The sequence below is a fragment of the Aeromicrobium sp. 10G20-16 genome (genome assembly GCF_055809665.1).
Genome location: NZ_CM147919.1, coordinates 185,454 through 201,072 on the forward strand (window position 1 = coordinate 185,454; position 15,619 = coordinate 201,072).

The window sequence follows — 15,619 nt, forward strand, 5'->3', positions numbered from 1 at the left end:
ACGTCATGTCGTTCGAGGTCGCGCTGCTGGTCGCGACGGCCGTGCTAGCCGTCGTGGCGGTGACGGCTGCCGTCGTGGCCGTGCGCGCCGTGCGGCGTCTGCCCGCCACCACCCCGGTGCCGACCGACCGCGCCGCCGAGCTCGCTGAGCCTGCTCACGTGCCGCTGCCGGAGCCTGTTGTCACCACGACACCGGTCCGCATGGTGCAGGGGCGGGTCGTCGCCACCCCGACCGAGGAGCAGGTGGTCGCCACCGCTCTGGGACGCCCCGGCGTGCGGCTGTCGATCTACGCGGCCGGGCTCGCTCACGCGCTGCGGCCCGAGAGCCGCGACCGCATCGTCGCCCTGATGCGCCGCGAGTACCGCCATCGACGCCGGGTGCGCCAGCGTGCCGCGCGTCGAGCCGCCCGCGCCGTGCCGCGCGAGGCCCTGCACCGCGACGCCACCTGGCTGGGCGCAGCTGACGCGCCCACGCCTCGTTCGTTGCCGCGGGCGGTGGGCGAGTGACGTCGCGACTCGTCTGGCTCGCCGCCGGAGCCGTCGCCGGCGCCTACGCCACCGTCAAGGGCCGCCGCGCGGCGTACCGACTGTCCGTCCCCGGCCTCGTCGACCAGGCCGCCGCCCTCGGCACCGGGTGGCGTGAGTTCAGCGGCGAGCTGGCCGACGGCATGGCGGCGCGCGAGCAGGACCTGAAGAACCAGCTGGGCTCGGCTACCCCGGGTGCCCGCCCCCTCCCCATCGAGCTCGACCACCCGAAGGACCACCGAACCCCATGAAGACCGCAGAGATCCGCCGCCGATTCCTCGAGCACTTCGAGAAGGCGGGCCACACGGTCGTGCCGTCGGCCCCGCTGCTGTTCGACGACCCCAACCTGCTGTTCGTCAACGCCGGCATGGTCCCGTTCAAGCCGTACTTCCTCGGCCAGGAGACGCCGCCGTGGGACACCGCCACCAGCGTGCAGAAGTGCGTGCGCACCCTCGACATCGAGGAGGTCGGCAAGACGACCCGCCACGGCACGTTCTTCCAGATGAACGGCAACTTCTCGTTCGGGCAGTACTTCAAGGAGGGCGCCATCGAGCACGCCTGGTCCCTGATCACCGGCAGCGTGGACGACGGTGGGCTGGGCATCGACCCGGCCACGGTCTGGGTCACGGTGCTGGAGTCGGACCAAGAGTCTCGCGAGCTGTGGAAGAAGGTCGCCGGACTGCCCGACGAGCGCATCCAGGACCGCGGTCTGCTCGACAACTACTGGCACATGGGCGTCGCCGGCCCCGGCGGCCCCTGCAGCGAGATCTACGTCGATCGCGGGCCCGAGTTCGGCCCGGACGGCGGGCCGGTGGTCGACGAGGACCGCTTCCTGGAGATCTGGAACCTGGTGTTCATGCAGGAGGAGATCACCAACGTCCGCGCCAAGGACCAGTTCGACGTCGTCAAGCCGCTGCCGCAGCCCAACATCGACACCGGCATGGGCCTCGAGCGCGTCGCCTACCTGCTGCAGGGCAAGGCCAACCTCTACGAGATCGACGAGGTGTTCCCCGTCATCGAGAAGGCCGCACAGCTGACCGGCCGCACCTACGGAGCCGACCACGAGGACGACGTCCGGTTCCGGGTCGTCGCCGACCACGTGCGCAGCGGGTTGATGCTGATGGGCGACGGCGTCACACCGGGCAACGAGGCGCGCGGCTACGTGCTGCGGCGTCTCCTGCGCCGGGCTGTCCGATCGATGCGCCTGCTGGGCTACGAGGACCGCGCGCTGCCCGAGCTGCTGCCGGTCAGCCTCGAGCAGATGAAGGCGTCCTATCCCGAGCTGGAGGCCGACTTCGCCCGCATCGCGCAGATCGCCTACGCCGAGGAGGACGCGTTCCGCCAGACCCTCGGCAAGGGCACGCAGATCTTCGAGACCGCTGCCACGAGCATCAAGGGCTCCGGTGGCACCTCGCTCAGCGGTGACCAGGCGTTCGCCCTGCACGACACGTACGGCTTCCCGATCGACCTCACGCTCGAGATGGCATCGGAGCAGGGGCTGTCCGTCGACGAGGACGGCTTCCGCGCCCTGATGGCCGAGCAACGCTCACGCGCCAAGGCCGACGCCAGGTCCAAGAAGGGCAGCCACGCCGACACCACCGTCTACCGCGGCGTGCTCGACGCCGGCGGTCCCACCGACTGGCAGGCGTACACGACGCTCACCACCGAGTCGCGCGTCCTGGCGCTGATCCAGGAGGGTCAGGGCGTCAGCGCACTCACGGCCGGGTCCGTCGGCGAGGTCGTGCTCGACCGCACGCCGTTCTACGCAGAGTCCGGCGGTCAGCACGCCGACGCGGGCCACCTGGTGTGGTCCACCTCCTCGGGCGGTGGATCGGCCGAGGTCCTCGACGTCCAGCGGCCCGTCAAGGGCCTGGTGGTGCACCAGGTGCGGGTCACCGAGGGTGAGCTGACCGTCGACGCGGCGCTGGAGGCCCGGGTCGACCCCGACTGGCGCCTCGGTGCCCGGCAGGCGCACTCGGGCACCCACGTGGTGCACGCGGCCCTGCGCGAGGTCCTCGGCCCCACGGCCCTGCAGTCCGGCTCGTTCAACCGTCCCGGGTACCTCCGTCTCGACTTCGGCTGGAACGGCGCGCTGTCGCCGGACCAGATGCACGGCGTCGAGGAGGCGTCCAACCGGGCCCTGCGCGAGGACCTCGCCGTCACGGCGCAGGTCATGTCCCTTCCCGAGGCCCGCGACTTCGGCGCCCTGGCACTGTTCGGCGAGACCTACGGCGAGGACGTGCGCGTCGTCGAGATCGGCGGTCCGTGGTCGCGCGAGCTCTGCGGTGGAACCCACGTGGAGCGGTCGTCGCAGATCGGCACCGTCGTCCTGACCTCCGACGGTTCGGTCGGTGCGGGCAACCGGCGCATCGAGGCGCTGGTCGGGCTGGAGGGCTTTGAGTACCTGGCCCGCGAGCGCGACGTGGTGCGTCAGCTCACCGAGATGCTCAAGGCGCAGCCGGGCGACGTGCCGGCGCGCGTGCAGGACCTCGTCGACCGGCTGAAGGCCGTCGAGAAGGAGTCCGAGAAGCTCAGGGCCGCTCAGCTGTCCGGCGCTGCCGGCGACATCGCGGCATCCGCCCGCGACATCGGTGGCATCGCGTACGTCGGGCATCACGCCGTCGGTGCCGGCGGGGGAGACGTCCGCGCACTGGCGCTCGACATCCGTGGCCGCCTGGCCGACCGGCCCGCCGTCGTGGTGGTGATCGGGGACGCCGGTGACAAGCCGGCCGCCGTCGTGGCGCTGAACCCGGCGGCCCAGGACCGTGGGCTGAGTGCCAACGACCTGATCGGCGTGCTCGGCCCGGTCATCGGCGGGCGCGGCGGAGGCAAGGCCGACGTCGCCCAGGGCGGCGGCACCGACGTGTCGGCCATCCCGGCCGCCCTCGACGCCGTCGCCGCGGCGCTCTGATCGTGCGGCGAGGGCGCAGGATCGGGATCGACCTCGGCGACGTCCGCATCGGCGTGGCCGTGTGCGATCCCGACGGCATCCTCGCCACCCCGTCCGAGACCGTCGCGGCCGGCAAGGGCGCTCTGGAGCGCATCGCGGCGATCGTCGAGGAGGTGCAGGCCATCGAGTGCGTCGTCGGCATGCCGGTGGGGCTCTCGGGGCGTGAGGGTCCTGCGGCGCTGAAGGTACGAGGCGTCTGCGACCGTCTGTCACCTCTGATCGCGCCCGTGCCCATCCGGCTGGTCGACGAACGGATGTCTACCATGACTGCAGATGGTCTCCTGCGTCAGCAGGGACGATCCGGCGTCGACCGTCGACAGGTCATCGACCAGGCCGCGGCCACGGTGATCCTCCAGACGGCCCTTGACGCAGAGCGGACCCGTGGGTCCGCACCGGGTGAGACGTACCGGACAACCACACCACAAGTGCCCCAGCCCCACAGCGATGACGGAGTTTCCGATGAGTGACGGTCTCGACCTGATGACCGGCGGTGATTCCGGCGACGGTGGGCGAGGCGAGTCGAGTGGCCGAGGCCGCCGCCGCGCCGAGAAGCCGCCGAGCTCGGGCTGGGGGCGCCGGGTGCTCATCGTCGTGGCGGTGATCGCCCTGCTGTTCGGTGGGTACGCCGCCTTCGGCAAGGCCAAGAGCTTCCTCAGCGGACCCGAGGACTACACCGGTCAGGGCACCGGCAGCGTGACCGTCGAGATCCCCGAGGGTGCCACCGGCCAGCAGATCGCCAACATCCTCAAGAAGGAGGGCGTGGTCAAGAGCGCCGAGGCGTTCTACCAGCTCAGCCTCACCGATTCTCGCTTCCAGGCCATCCAGGCCGGGTTCTACAAGCTCCGGCTGAAGATGTCGTCTGACTGGGCGATGCGCGAGCTGGCCGACCGAGGCAACCGGGTGGAGGGCAAGGTCACGATCCCCGAGGGCGCACGGGTCGACCAGGTGATCGACATCGTCAGCTCGAACTCGGAGATCCCGAAGGCCGACCTCGAGGCCGCGCTCAAGGACCCCAAGGACCTCGGCCTGCCCGCGGTCGCCAACGGCAACCCCGAGGGCTACCTGTTCCCCGCCACCTACACCGTCGAGCCGGGCGAGACCGCTGTCGAGCTGCTCAAGCAGATGGTCGCCAAGACTGTGTCGGTGGCCAAGGACCTCGACATCGGCACCCGGGCGAAGGCGCTCGGGTACACCGGTGAGGAGATCCTGACCGTCGCGAGCATCCTGGAGTACGAGGCCAAGAAGGACGACGACTACGCCAAGGTCGCGCGGGTGCTCTACAACCGGCTCGACCAGGGCATGCCGCTGCAGCTGGACTCCACCGTGTCCTACGTCAGCGGCCGCAAGGGCGACGTGTTCACCACCGAGGCGGAGCGCAACGCCGAGTCGGCGTACAACACGTACCAGAACGCCGGTCTGCCTCCCGGTCCGATCGGATCGCCGGGCGAGAAGACCATCGAGGCCGCACTGAACCCGGCGAAGGGCAACTGGTTGTTCTTCGTCGCGGTCAACCTGGAGACCGGTGAGACCGTCTTCTCCGACACCTTCGCCGAGCACAACAAGGCCGTCGCGCAGCTGCAGGCGTACTGCAAGACCGCTCCGGAGGGAATCTGCGGATGAGGTGTGCCGTCGTCGGTTCACCCGTCGCGCACTCGCTCTCGCCGGTCATGCACCGGGCGGCCTACACCGTCCTGGGGCTGGACTGGACCTACGAGCCGCTCGAGGTGGCGGCCGGAGAGCTGGCCGAGCTGCTCGGGGCGCTCGGTGACGACGTCCGCGGACTGTCGGTCACCGCGCCGCTGAAGCGCGAGGCTGCGGAAGCGGCGCACGAGCGGTCCGAGATCGTCGAGCTCCTGGGCATCGCCAACACGCTCGTGCGCGAGGACGACCGACTCCTCGCCGACAACACCGATGTTCCGGGTGCGGTCTCCGCACTGGCCGAGCGCGGCGTCACCGCCCTCGACTCGGCGCGCATCCTCGGTGCCGGCGCCACGGCGGCGTCGATGGCCCACGCGCTGTCGGGTCTGGGGCTGAGACACCTCGACCTGGTCGTGCGCGATCCTGATCGTGCGCTCGACGCGGCCACCATCGCACGCGGCAGTGGCGTCGAGGTCACGGTGTCCCGGCTCGCCGACGCTCCGGCGGGACCGGTGGACCTGCTGGTCTCGACCATCCCGGTCGACGCGGTGTCGCGGCTCGCCGGTGGATGGGTCGAGGGCGCTGCCGCCGTGTTCGACGTCGTCTACGATCCGTGGCCCACGGCGCTGGCCCAGGCCGCCCAGAGCGCCGGAGCCACGATCGTGTCCGGGCTGGACCTGCTCGCCCACCAGGCGGCGCTGCAGGTGCTGGCCATGACCGGCGATCACGTCGATCCACAGGTCTTGCGCGCCGCAGCGCTCCAGCACCTCGATCGACACTAGGGTCGTGGCGTGGATCCGGTCGTTCTCGCCCTGCTCGCCGCCCTCGCCGCCGCCGGGGTCGCCGCCGTGGGCCCGACCGCGATCGCGAGCCTGCCAGAACCCCCGGACCCTGATCCGGACAAGATTCCCTATGCCGAGCTCGCGACCCTTCGGGGCATCCGGTGGTGGCTCGTCGTCCCCGCAGCCCTGGCTGCCGGTCTGGTCGCCTGGCGCATCGACGTCCCCCAGCTCGTCCCGGTGTGGGTCGCCGTCGCCGGCATCGGATCCTGGCTGGCCTTCATCGACTGGCACACGCGCTACCTGCCGTTCGTCCTGAACGGGCTGCTCTACGTCGTGGTGCTGGTGCTGGTGCTCGTCGCCGCGGTCTGGGTCGGCGACCGCGACCTGCTGACCCACGCGCTGGTCGGAAACGCGGTGCTCTACGTGATCTACCGGGCCATGTACTGGTTCGCCGGACGGTTCTTCGGCGGCGCGTTCGGCTACGGCGACGTGCGGTTGTCGGCGTCGCTCGGGCTCGCGCTCGGAGCCCTCGGCTTCGCCGAGGCGACAGCCGGCGGGTACGGCGGATTCGTGCTCGGCGGCCTGCTCGCCCCGATCCTGGTCAAGCTCAGCTCGTCGATCGCGACGGATTCGCCTTCGGGCCGTTCATGCTGCTCGGTGCTGTGCTCGGCGCCGCGTTCGGCACCGCGCTCCAGACGTCCTGACGCCTGCGTCTGGCGGCGCGGCCGTCATGGGAGAATCACGGCATGCTTCGTTGGTTGACCGCAGGTGAGTCGCACGGCCCCGCACTCGTCGCCGTGCTGGAGGGCCTGCCCGCTGGGGTGCACGTCACCAGCAAGGACATCCAGGCTGCCCTCGCGCGGCGCCGTCTCGGCTACGGCCGGGGTGCGCGCATGTCGTTCGAGGCCGACGAGCTGGAGGTCATCGGTGGGCTGCGGCACGGTGTGTCCATGGGCAGCCCGGTGGCCCTGCGCATCGGCAACAGCGAGTGGCCCAAGTGGGACCAGGTCATGTCGGCCGATCCGGTCAACCCGGAGGTGCTCGACGGTCTCAAGCGCAACGCGCCGCTGACCCGCCCGCGTCCCGGACACGCGGACCTGGCCGGCATGCAGAAGTACGACTTCGAGGAGGCCCGCCCCGTCCTCGAGCGGGCCAGTGCGCGCGAGACCGCGGCGCGCGTCGCGCTCGGCGAGGTCGCGGCGCAGTTCATCGCCCAGACCACCGGTGCCACGGTGCTCTCGCACGTCGTCGAGCTCGGCACGGTGCGTGCGCCGGCGGGATCCATCCCGGCCCACACCGACGTCGAGGCGCTCGACGCCAACCCGGTGCGCTGCTTCGACGCCGACACGAGCGCCGCTATGGTCGCCGAGATCGACCAGGCCCACAAGGACGGCGACACCCTCGGCGGTGTCGTCGAGGTCGTCGTCGACGGTCTGCCGCCCGGCCTCGGTTCGTACACCCACTGGGACCGTCGACTCGACGGCCGGCTCGCCGCCGCGCTGATGGGCATCCAGGCCATCAAGGGAGTCGAGGTCGGCGACGGCTTCGAGCTGGCCCGCACGCGCGGCTCCCTGGCCCACGACGAGATCGTGCCCAGCGCAGAGGGCATCCGGCGCACGTCGGGCCGCTCCGGCGGCACCGAGGGCGGCATGTCCACCGGTGAGCAGCTGCGGGTCCGAGCGGCGATGAAGCCGATCGCCACGGTTCCGCGCGCGCTGCGGACGATCGACGTCGAGACCGGCCAGGAGGCCACGGCCCACCACCAGCGGTCCGACGTCTGCGCCGTGCCAGCCGCCGGCATCGTCGCCGAGGCCATGGTCGCGCTGGTCGTGGCCGACGCGATCTGCGAGAAGTTCGGCGGCGACTCGGTCGTCGAGACCCGACGCAACGTCGACAGCTACCGCGAGAACCTGAGGTTCGCGTGACCGCACGGCCCGTGGTCGTGCTGGTCGGAGCCCCGGGGGCGGGCAAGACCACCGTGGCCGACGAGCTGGGCAGACGGTGGGGCGTCGCGGTGCGCGACACCGACCATGACATCGAGGCTGCCGCCGGCTCCACGGTGCAGGAGATCTTCGTCGAGCACGGTGAACAGCACTTCCGGGCTCTGGAGGAGCGGGCCGTCTCGGCCGCGCTGGCCGAGCACGACGGCGTGCTGTCGCTCGGCGGCGGAGCCGTGCTCAGCGCTGCCACTCGCGCCACGCTCGCCCGTCACACGGTGGTGTTCCTCGACGTCGGGCTGGGTGCTGCCGCGTCGCGCGTGGGCCTGGGCGCCGGCCGTCCGCTGCTGCTGGGCAACGTCCGCTCGCAGCTCAAGTCCTTGATGGATGCGCGCCGGCCGCTGTACGCCGAGGTCGCGACCCACACGATCGCCACCGACGACCTCGACGCGACCCAGGTCGCGGACGCGATCGACGCGGTGGTCGGAGCACCCCGATGACCCGACGCATCACGATCGCCACGGACCACCCCTACGACGTCGTCGTCGGGAGAGGTGTCCACGCCGGGCTGCGTGACCTCCTCGGGGACCAGGCGGTGCGTGCCGCGATCGTCCATCCGCCGACGATGGCCGAGCGCGCCGCCACCCTGCAGCACGCACTGACCGGCGTGCAGGTGCTGCTCGTCGAGGTGCCCGACGGAGAGGCCGCCAAGTCCGCCGACGTGCTCGCCGGCTGCTGGACGGCGCTGGGCGACGCCGGTTTCACCCGCTCGGACGTGGTCATCGGGCTGGGCGGGGGCGCTTCCACCGATCTGGCCGGATTCGTCGCGGCCACCTGGCTGCGCGGCGTGCGCTTCGTCAACCTGCCCACCACGGTGCTCGGCATGGTCGATGCCGCCGTCGGCGGCAAGACCGGCATCAACACCACCCACGGCAAGAACCTCGTCGGTGCCTTCCACGAGCCGGCCGGCGTGCTGTGCGATCTCGACGTGCTGGTCGACCTGCCGCCGGCCGAGCTGCGCAGCGGCATGGCCGAGGTGCTCAAGTGTGGCTTCATCGCCGACCAGCCCGGAGCCCCGGGAATCCTGGACGTGTTCGAGGCCGATCCCGTCGCGGCCCTCGACCCGACGTCGTCGGTGCTCGCCGACCTCATCGTGCGGGGCATCGAGGTCAAGGCGGGCGCCGTGAGCGGCGACCTGCGGGAGACCGCGGGCAGCTCAGGTGCCGCGTCCGGCATCGGCCGCGAGGCGGTCAACTACGGTCACACCCTCGGACACGCGATCGAGCGGCTCGAGAGCTACTCGGTGCGACACGGCGAGGCGATCAGCATCGGCATGGTCTTCGTGGCCGAGCTGGCGCACCGCACGGGACGCATCGACGCCGCGCTGCTGCAGCGGCACCGATCGGTGCTGGCAGCGGCCGGCCTGCCGACGACCTACGCGGGTGCCGAGTGGGACGACGTGCTCGCCGCGATGCGGTTGGACAAGAAGTCGCGCGGGAACCAGCTGCGCTTCGTCGTGCTCGACTCCCTCGGACACCCCACGGTCCTCGCCGGCCCCGACGAGACGATGCTGCACGACTGCTTCCGTGCGGTGTCGTCCGAGGGCGGCGCCACGTGAGCGTCCAGCAGCGTCGCGAACGCCTCGTCGCCGATCTCGTCGCCAAGGACCTCGCCGGTCTCTTCGTGACCACGCTCGTCAACGTGCGGTACCTCAGCGGCTTCACCGGCTCCAACGCAGCACTGCTCGTGCCGGTCGACGGCGACGCGGTGCTGTTCACCGACGGGCGGTACCGCGATCAAGCTGCTGCCGAGGCTCCTGACCTGGAGGTCGTGGTCGGCCGCGACCTGCTCGGCGGCATGGCCTCGCGGGCGGCTGGCCACCGGTGGGGTGTGGAGACCCACACGCTGAGCGTCGACGATCACCGGCGCCTGGGCGACGCGGCATCGACCGAGCTCGTCGCGGCAGGCTCGCTGGTCGAGCGACTGCGCGAGGTCAAGGACGAGGTCGAGATCGAGGCCCTGCGCCGGGCCTGTCGCGTCTCCACCGATGCGTTGACCTGGCTGTGCACCCAACCCCTGGTGGGGCGCACGGAGCGAGACATCGCCCGCCGACTGGAGTTCCGGATGCTCGACACGGGAGCCGAGGCGATCGCCTTCCCCACCATCGTCGCGGGAGGAGAGAACTCCGCGATCCCGCACCACCAGCCGACCGACCGCGTGGTGGGACCCGGCGAGCTGCTCAAGATCGACTTCGGCGCCCGCGTCGACGGCTACCACGCGGACTGCACCCGCACCGTCGTCATGGGGGCCGCCGACGACTGGCAGCGCGAGATCCATGCCGCCGTGCGCGAGTCGCAGGCAGCAGGAGTCCGGGCCTGTGTCGAGGGTGCCGCGGTGGCCGAGGTCGACCGCGTGGCTCGGGCCTCGCTGGACGCAGCCGGCTGGCTGGACCACTTCACGACCGGCCTCGGGCACGGTGTCGGTCTGCAGATCCACGAGGACCCGTTCGTCGGCGCCGCGCACGCCGGTAGACTCGTCCCTCGCACCGCCCTGACGGTCGAACCCGGCATCTACGTCCCGGGACGTGGGGGAGTGCGTATCGAAGACACCCTCGTCGTCACGAGTGGCACCGGCCAGCCCGAGATCCTCACCCTGATGACCACTGAACTTTTGGAGATTGCCTGATGGCCACCACGAACGACCTGAAGAACGGCATGGTCCTGAACATCGAGAAGCAGCTGTGGGCTGTCATCGAGTTCCAGCACGTGAAGCCGGGCAAGGGCCCCGCCTTCGTCCGTACCAAGCTCAAGAACGTCGAGTCCGGCAAGGTCGTCGACAAGACGTTCAACGCCGGCACCAAGGTCGAGACGGCCACGGTCGACAAGCGCACCATGCAGTACCTGTACAACGACGGCACCAGCTACGTGTTCATGGACACCGCGACGTTCGAGCAGACCGAGGTCTCGCCCGACGTCATGGGTGACGCCGTCGGCTTCCTCCTGGAGAACCAGGAGGCGGTCGTGGCCACCAACGACGGTCGGGTCCTCTACGTCGAGCTGCCGCCCTCAGTCGAGCTGCTGGTCGAGTACACCGAGCCCGGGCTGCAGGGCGACCGCTCCAGCGGCGGCACCAAGCCGGCCACGCTGGAGACGGGCAAGGAGATCCAGGTTCCGCTGTTCATCGTCAACGGCGAGAAGATCAAGGTCGACACCCGAGACGCCAGCTACCAGGGCCGCGTACAGGGCTGATGTCGGCGCGCACCAAGTCGCGCAAGCGCGCGCTCGACGTCCTGTTCGAGTCCGAGCTGCAGGACCTTCCGCTGGGCGGCTCGCTGGCAGAACGCCGGTCGGCCGATCACGAGTACCCCGCCAACGACTATGCGGCGGCACTCGTCGAGGGCGTCGTCGCGCACCACGAGCGACTCGACGAGCTGATCTCCGAGCACGCGGTCGGCTGGACGCTCGACCGCATGCCCGGGGTGGACCGCAACCTGCTGCGCATCGGCGCGTTCGAGATCCTGTTCCGCGACGACGTCCCCGACGCCGTGGCGGTCAGCGAGGCGGTGGACCTGGCAGGCGAGCTGTCGACCGACGAGTCGCCGAAGTTCGTGGCCGGACTGCTCGGCCGGCTCGTCGAGCTCAAGCCGTCGCTGGCCCTGTAGGGCTCCCGCTGGGGTCGCTGCCGCGCGGCACGCCGGCCTCCGACGTGAGATGCGTCGCACGAACTCGCCCCTCGGCGGCGTCATAGTTCGTGCCGCCATCCCTCTCTCTGGATGAAGCCTTCACCCAAGGCGCAACTTTCCAGGGGACGGAAACATGATCACAGAAGAATTCATCGACATGATGGCTCAGAAGTGCCTCATGACCGATGCCGAGCTCGATGCCGCGCTGTACGACCCACAGCCCAAGCGCATCCAGACCGTGAACCTGCACCACCTCGCGCTGGCCGCCAACGACCCGGTCTTCGCCGCCACGATCGAGTCCGCCGACTACATCACGGCCGACGGCTGGCCGATCGTCACGCTCATGCGTTCGCGTGGCATCGCCCCTGATCGCGTCACCGGCTCCGAGCTGGTCGAGCGCATGGTCAGCAGCCGCACCTTCCACGGCATCAAGGTCGCGATCCTGGGCTCGGACCGCAAGGTCGGCGCGAACTTCCGCGGCATGCTGCACAACACCGGCATGCTGGTGGAGTTCCGTGACCATGGACATCGCGACGACTGGGACCCGCGCCGCATCGCGCGTCGTTTGGTGAGCGACGACGTCGAGATGCTGCTGATCGCCGTCACCCCGCCGTTCGGCGATCGCATCGGCGAAGCCATTCGCCGCTGCGGCTACCAGGGCGTGATCGTCAACGTCGGCGGGTCGGTCAACATGATCACCGGCACGGCCCAGATGGCGCCCACCTGGGTGCGCGCCACCAAGACCGAGTGGCTGTACCGACTCCTGCAGGAGCCGCGCCGTCTGTTCCGTCGCTACTTCGTCGAGTGCCTGCCGGTGTTCCTGCGGCACATCGTCCCCACCTACGTGCGTCGCACGAAGCGCACCCTGAAGCCTGTCGAGGCGCCCAGCTATCGCGCGGTGCACAGCCTCGACCACCATCGCGCGGCCTGACGAACCGCCGTTTCTCCCACTGATCGCCACCCCCATCTCCCGGGGGTGGCGATTCGTCGTTCCGGACGCCGAAGGGGGGTCCGATCCCGGCGCGTGCCGCTGCTAGTGTGTCGGTCGAACGACATCCTTTAACGGCCGTCCCGTGAGGCGGAGAAGGAGGTCACTCGTGACGACGCCCGATGGTGCCGACCCGAGTGCAGCGCCCGCCCGCACAGTCCTCGACGAGCAGGACATCTCGCGTGCGTTGACGCGCATCACCCACGAGATCCTCGAACGCAACCGCGACGCCGACGGCCTGGTGATCCTCGGGATCCCCACGCGCGGCGTGCACCTGGCCCGGCGCATCGCCGATCGCATGTCGGCCGTCGAGGGCCGCACGATCACCGCCGGCGCGCTCGACATCACGATGTACCGCGACGACCTGCGGATGAAGCCCGCCCGTGCGCTGGAGCACACCGAGATTCCGGACGACGTCGACGGCAAGGTCGTCGTGCTGGTCGACGACGTGCTGTTCTCGGGACGCACCATCCGCGCCGCCCTCGACGCGCTCAACGACATCGGTCGCCCGCAGGCCGTGCAGCTGGCCGTTCTGATCGACCGAGGCCACCGCCAGCTCCCGATCCGGGCGGACTTCGTGGGCAAGAACCTGCCCACCTCCCTGGCCGAGCTGGTCAAGGTGTCGGTGGCCGAGACCGACGGGTCCGACGCCGTGTCGATCGGGGTGGCGCCGTGATCACGCACCTGCTGAGCGCTGGCGACCTCAACCGGGCCGACGCCGTGCGCATCCTCGACACCGCCGAGGAGCTGCTGGGAGTCGCCAGCCGGCCGATCAAGAAGCTGCCCACGCTGCGTGGACGCACCGTCGTCAACCTGTTCTTCGAGGACTCCACCCGCACCCGCATCTCCTTCGAGGCGGCGGCCAAGCGACTGAGTGCCGACGTGATCAACTTCTCCGCCAAGGGCTCCAGCGTGTCCAAGGGCGAGAGCCTCAAGGACACGGCGCTGACGCTGCAGGCCATGGGTGCCGACGCCGTCATCGTCCGCCACCAGCACTCGGGGGCGCCCCACCGGTTGGCTCACATGCAGTGGACCAACGGAGCGGTCATCAACGCCGGCGACGGCACCCACGAGCACCCCACCCAGGCGCTCCTCGACGCGTTCACCATGCGGCGCCACCTCGCGGTCGACGGCGAGGACGGCCTCGAGGGCAAGCACGTCACGATCGTCGGTGACGTCCTGCACAGCCGTGTGGCCCGCTCCAACGCGCTGCTGCTGCACACCCTGGGTGCGCACGTCACGTTGGTGGCCCCGCCCACCCTGCTCCCGGTGGGTGTCGAGCACTGGCCGGTCGAGACGTCCTACGACCTCGACGCGTCGCTGGAGAAGGCCGACGCCGTCATGATGCTGCGGGTCCAGGCCGAGCGCATGAACGCGTCGTACTTTCCCAGCGCCCGTGAGTACAGCCGCCGGTACGGGCTGGACACTCGCAGGCTGAACCGCCTGCCGGAGCACGCCATCGTCATGCACCCCGGCCCGATGAACCGCGGCATGGAGATCACCGCCGACGTCGCCGACCACGTCCGGTCGGTCATCGTCGAGCAGGTGACCAACGGCGTCGCGGTGCGCATGGCCGTCCTCTACCTGCTCGTCGGTGGCCAGACCGCCGGCGAGCACACCAGCCTCGAAGGAACCGCATGACCGACCTGATCATCCGCCGCGCCTCGATCCTGGGCGCCGAGCCCGCCGACGTCCTGGTGCGTGACGGCGTCATCGCCCGGATCGGCACCGACCTGCCCGACGAGGGTGCGACGCCGATCGACGCCGACGGCCTGATCGCCCTGCCGGGTCTGGTGGACCTGCACACCCACCTGCGCGAGCCCGGTCGCGAGGATGCCGAGACGGTGCTCACCGGATCGCAGGCCGCGGCGCGTGGTGGCTTCACCTGCGTGCACGCCATGGCCAACACCGACCCGGTGGCCGACACCGCGGGTGTCGTCGAGCAGGTCTGGCGCCTCGGGCGAGAGGGCGGCTACTGCGACGTGCAGCCGATCGGCGCCGTGACCGTCGGGCTGGCCGGCGAACGGCTGGCCGAGCTGGGTGCCATGGCCGACTCCGCGGCAGGCGTCCGCGTCTTCTCCGACGACGGCAAGTGCGTCCACGACGCCGTGCTGATGCGTCGGGCCCTGGAGTACGTCAAGGCGTTCGACGGGGTCATCGCCCAGCACGCGCAGGAACCTCGCCTCACCGAGGGTGCCCAGATGAACGAGGGGGTGCTGTCCGGAGAAGCTCGGCCTGGTCGGGTGGCCGGCGGTCGCCGAGGAGGCGATCATCGCCCGCGACGTGCTGCTGGCCGAGCACGTCGGCTCACGCCTGCACGTGTGCCACCTGAGCACCCGCGGGTCGGTCGAGATCGTCCGGTGGGCCAAGAGCCGCGGCATCGACGTCACCGCCGAGGTGACACCGCACCACCTGCTGCTCACCGACGAGCTGGTCCGCAGCTACGACCCGATCTTCAAGGTCAACCCGCCGCTGCGCTCCGACGACGACGTCGCCGCCGTCCGCGAGGGCCTGGCCGACGGCACCATCGACATCGTCGCCACTGATCACGCGCCGCACCCCATGGAGGACAAGGAGTGCGAGTGGTCGGCTGCCGCGTTCGGCATGATCGGCCTCGAGACGGCCCTGTCGGTCGTGCAGCAGACGATGGTCGACACCGGCCTGATCGGCTGGGAGCGGGTTGCTGGGGCGATGTCGGCCATCCCGGCCCGCATCGGACGGGTCAGCGCACACGGTCGACCGATCCAGGTCGGCGAGCCCGCTCACCTGGTGCTGTACGACCCCTCGGCCACCCGCGTGGTGCAGCCCACCGACACCGCGTCGCTGTCGCGCAACACCCCGTACGCCGGTCGCGAGCTGCCCGGTCGCGTCGTCGCCACGATCCTGTCCGGTCGCCCCACGGTCCTCGACGGAGCGCTCGTCGAAGGCGCCCCCGCATGATCAGCGGGGCCCTCGCTGCACGCCGAGGAGGCACGAGCGACCGAGCCGACGCAGGACGCGTCGCTGGTGAACCGCATGCTCGCCAAGGAGGCCGTTTGCGGCCGACTGTGAGGGAGCGAGGCACGAGCGACCGAGGCGACAGCGGGTTGTTCGGGTGTGGTTCGCCTCGGCCTGCGGC

The 15,619-nt window shown here is 70.6% G+C and carries 16 protein-coding genes and 1 pseudogene; all 17 read left to right on the forward strand.

The window, feature by feature from the left end; genetic code table 11:
* Nucleotides 1-5 precede the first annotated feature (5 nt).
* Nucleotides 6-506 (forward strand): hypothetical protein, encoded by a 501-nt coding sequence (locus tag AC0L5F_RS00845; RefSeq protein WP_473314709.1) that lies wholly within the window; start codon nt 6-8, stop codon nt 504-506.
* Nucleotides 503-775, forward strand: coding sequence for a DUF6167 family protein (locus tag AC0L5F_RS00850; protein ID WP_473314710.1), 273 nt, complete (start codon nt 503-505; stop codon nt 773-775). Before AC0L5F_RS00845 ends, AC0L5F_RS00850 begins: the two co-directional genes overlap by 4 nt.
* Nucleotides 772-3,435 (forward strand): alanine--tRNA ligase, encoded by a 2,664-nt coding sequence (alaS, locus tag AC0L5F_RS00855; protein WP_473314711.1) that lies wholly within the window; start codon nt 772-774, stop codon nt 3,433-3,435. Before AC0L5F_RS00850 ends, alaS begins: the two co-directional genes overlap by 4 nt.
* A gap of 2 nt (nt 3,436-3,437) precedes the next feature.
* Nucleotides 3,438-3,941 carry a Holliday junction resolvase RuvX gene (gene ruvX, locus AC0L5F_RS00860; protein ID WP_473314712.1) on the forward strand — a complete coding sequence of 168 codons (504 nt, stop codon included), beginning with the start codon at nt 3,438-3,440 and terminating at the stop codon, nt 3,939-3,941.
* A complete protein-coding gene (gene mltG, locus AC0L5F_RS00865; protein WP_473314713.1) occupies nt 3,934-5,094 on the forward strand; it encodes an endolytic transglycosylase MltG in 1,161 nt (386 codons plus the stop codon). Before ruvX ends, mltG begins: the two co-directional genes overlap by 8 nt.
* A complete protein-coding gene (locus AC0L5F_RS00870; protein ID WP_473314714.1) occupies nt 5,091-5,894 on the forward strand; it encodes a shikimate dehydrogenase in 804 nt (267 codons plus the stop codon). Before mltG ends, AC0L5F_RS00870 begins: the two co-directional genes overlap by 4 nt.
* A 9-nt stretch (nt 5,895-5,903) precedes the next feature.
* Complete coding sequence (locus AC0L5F_RS00875; RefSeq protein ID WP_473314715.1) at nt 5,904-6,656, forward strand: prepilin peptidase; 753 nt, start codon at nt 5,904-5,906, stop codon at nt 6,654-6,656.
* Complete coding sequence (aroC, locus tag AC0L5F_RS00880) at nt 6,641-7,819, forward strand: chorismate synthase (protein WP_473314716.1); 1,179 nt, start codon at nt 6,641-6,643, stop codon at nt 7,817-7,819. The genes AC0L5F_RS00875 and aroC overlap by 16 nt, the downstream gene beginning before the upstream one ends.
* Complete coding sequence (locus tag AC0L5F_RS00885; protein WP_473314717.1) at nt 7,816-8,331, forward strand: shikimate kinase; 516 nt, start codon at nt 7,816-7,818, stop codon at nt 8,329-8,331. Before aroC ends, AC0L5F_RS00885 begins: the two co-directional genes overlap by 4 nt.
* On the forward strand, nt 8,328-9,449 hold the full coding sequence (gene aroB / locus AC0L5F_RS00890) for a 3-dehydroquinate synthase (RefSeq protein WP_473314718.1): 1,122 nt from the start codon (nt 8,328-8,330) through the stop codon (nt 9,447-9,449). Before AC0L5F_RS00885 ends, aroB begins: the two co-directional genes overlap by 4 nt.
* Nucleotides 9,446-10,516 carry a M24 family metallopeptidase gene (locus AC0L5F_RS00895; RefSeq protein WP_473314719.1) on the forward strand — a complete coding sequence of 357 codons (1,071 nt, stop codon included), beginning with the start codon at nt 9,446-9,448 and terminating at the stop codon, nt 10,514-10,516. Before aroB ends, AC0L5F_RS00895 begins: the two co-directional genes overlap by 4 nt.
* The gene (efp, locus tag AC0L5F_RS00900; protein WP_473314720.1) at nt 10,516-11,079 is read left to right on the forward strand and encodes an elongation factor P; all 564 of its coding nucleotides are present in this window, start codon (nt 10,516-10,518) and stop codon (nt 11,077-11,079) included. The genes AC0L5F_RS00895 and efp overlap by 1 nt, the downstream gene beginning before the upstream one ends.
* On the forward strand, nt 11,079-11,492 hold the full coding sequence (gene nusB / locus AC0L5F_RS00905; RefSeq protein WP_473314722.1) for a transcription antitermination factor NusB: 414 nt from the start codon (nt 11,079-11,081) through the stop codon (nt 11,490-11,492). The genes efp and nusB overlap by 1 nt, the downstream gene beginning before the upstream one ends.
* Before the next feature lie 154 nt (nt 11,493-11,646).
* On the forward strand, nt 11,647-12,444 hold the full coding sequence (locus AC0L5F_RS00910; RefSeq protein WP_473314723.1) for a WecB/TagA/CpsF family glycosyltransferase: 798 nt from the start codon (nt 11,647-11,649) through the stop codon (nt 12,442-12,444).
* A gap of 166 nt (nt 12,445-12,610) precedes the next feature.
* Nucleotides 12,611-13,177: a bifunctional pyr operon transcriptional regulator/uracil phosphoribosyltransferase PyrR gene (pyrR, locus tag AC0L5F_RS00915; RefSeq protein ID WP_473314724.1), complete on the forward strand. Its 567-nt coding sequence runs from the start codon at nt 12,611-12,613 to the stop codon at nt 13,175-13,177.
* Nucleotides 13,177-14,142 (forward strand): aspartate carbamoyltransferase catalytic subunit, encoded by a 966-nt coding sequence (locus AC0L5F_RS00920; RefSeq protein WP_473316230.1) that lies wholly within the window; start codon nt 13,177-13,179, stop codon nt 14,140-14,142. Before pyrR ends, AC0L5F_RS00920 begins: the two co-directional genes overlap by 1 nt.
* Nucleotides 14,139-15,441 (forward strand): annotated as a pseudogene (locus tag AC0L5F_RS00925) (dihydroorotase). Before AC0L5F_RS00920 ends, AC0L5F_RS00925 begins: the two are co-directional and overlap by 4 nt.
* Nucleotides 15,442-15,619: the final 178 nt, after the last annotated feature.

What these genes read in the sequence shown, in the direction of transcription:
- AC0L5F_RS00870 (WP_473314714.1), top strand. Translation starts at nt 5,091, where the DNA reads ATGAGGTGTGCCGTCGTCGGTTCACCCGTCGCGCACTCGCTCTCGCCG.
- AC0L5F_RS00910 (WP_473314723.1), top strand. Translation starts at nt 11,647, where the DNA reads ATGATCACAGAAGAATTCATCGACATGATGGCTCAGAAGTGCCTCATG.
- efp (WP_473314720.1), top strand. Translation starts at nt 10,516, where the DNA reads ATGGCCACCACGAACGACCTGAAGAACGGCATGGTCCTGAACATCGAG.
- nusB (WP_473314722.1), top strand. Translation starts at nt 11,079, where the DNA reads ATGTCGGCGCGCACCAAGTCGCGCAAGCGCGCGCTCGACGTCCTGTTC.
- aroB (WP_473314718.1), top strand. Translation starts at nt 8,328, where the DNA reads ATGACCCGACGCATCACGATCGCCACGGACCACCCCTACGACGTCGTC.
- mltG (WP_473314713.1), top strand. Translation starts at nt 3,934, where the DNA reads ATGAGTGACGGTCTCGACCTGATGACCGGCGGTGATTCCGGCGACGGT.
- AC0L5F_RS00845 (WP_473314709.1), top strand. Translation starts at nt 6, where the DNA reads ATGTCGTTCGAGGTCGCGCTGCTGGTCGCGACGGCCGTGCTAGCCGTC.
- alaS (WP_473314711.1), top strand. Translation starts at nt 772, where the DNA reads ATGAAGACCGCAGAGATCCGCCGCCGATTCCTCGAGCACTTCGAGAAG.
- aroC (WP_473314716.1), top strand. Translation starts at nt 6,641, where the DNA reads ATGCTTCGTTGGTTGACCGCAGGTGAGTCGCACGGCCCCGCACTCGTC.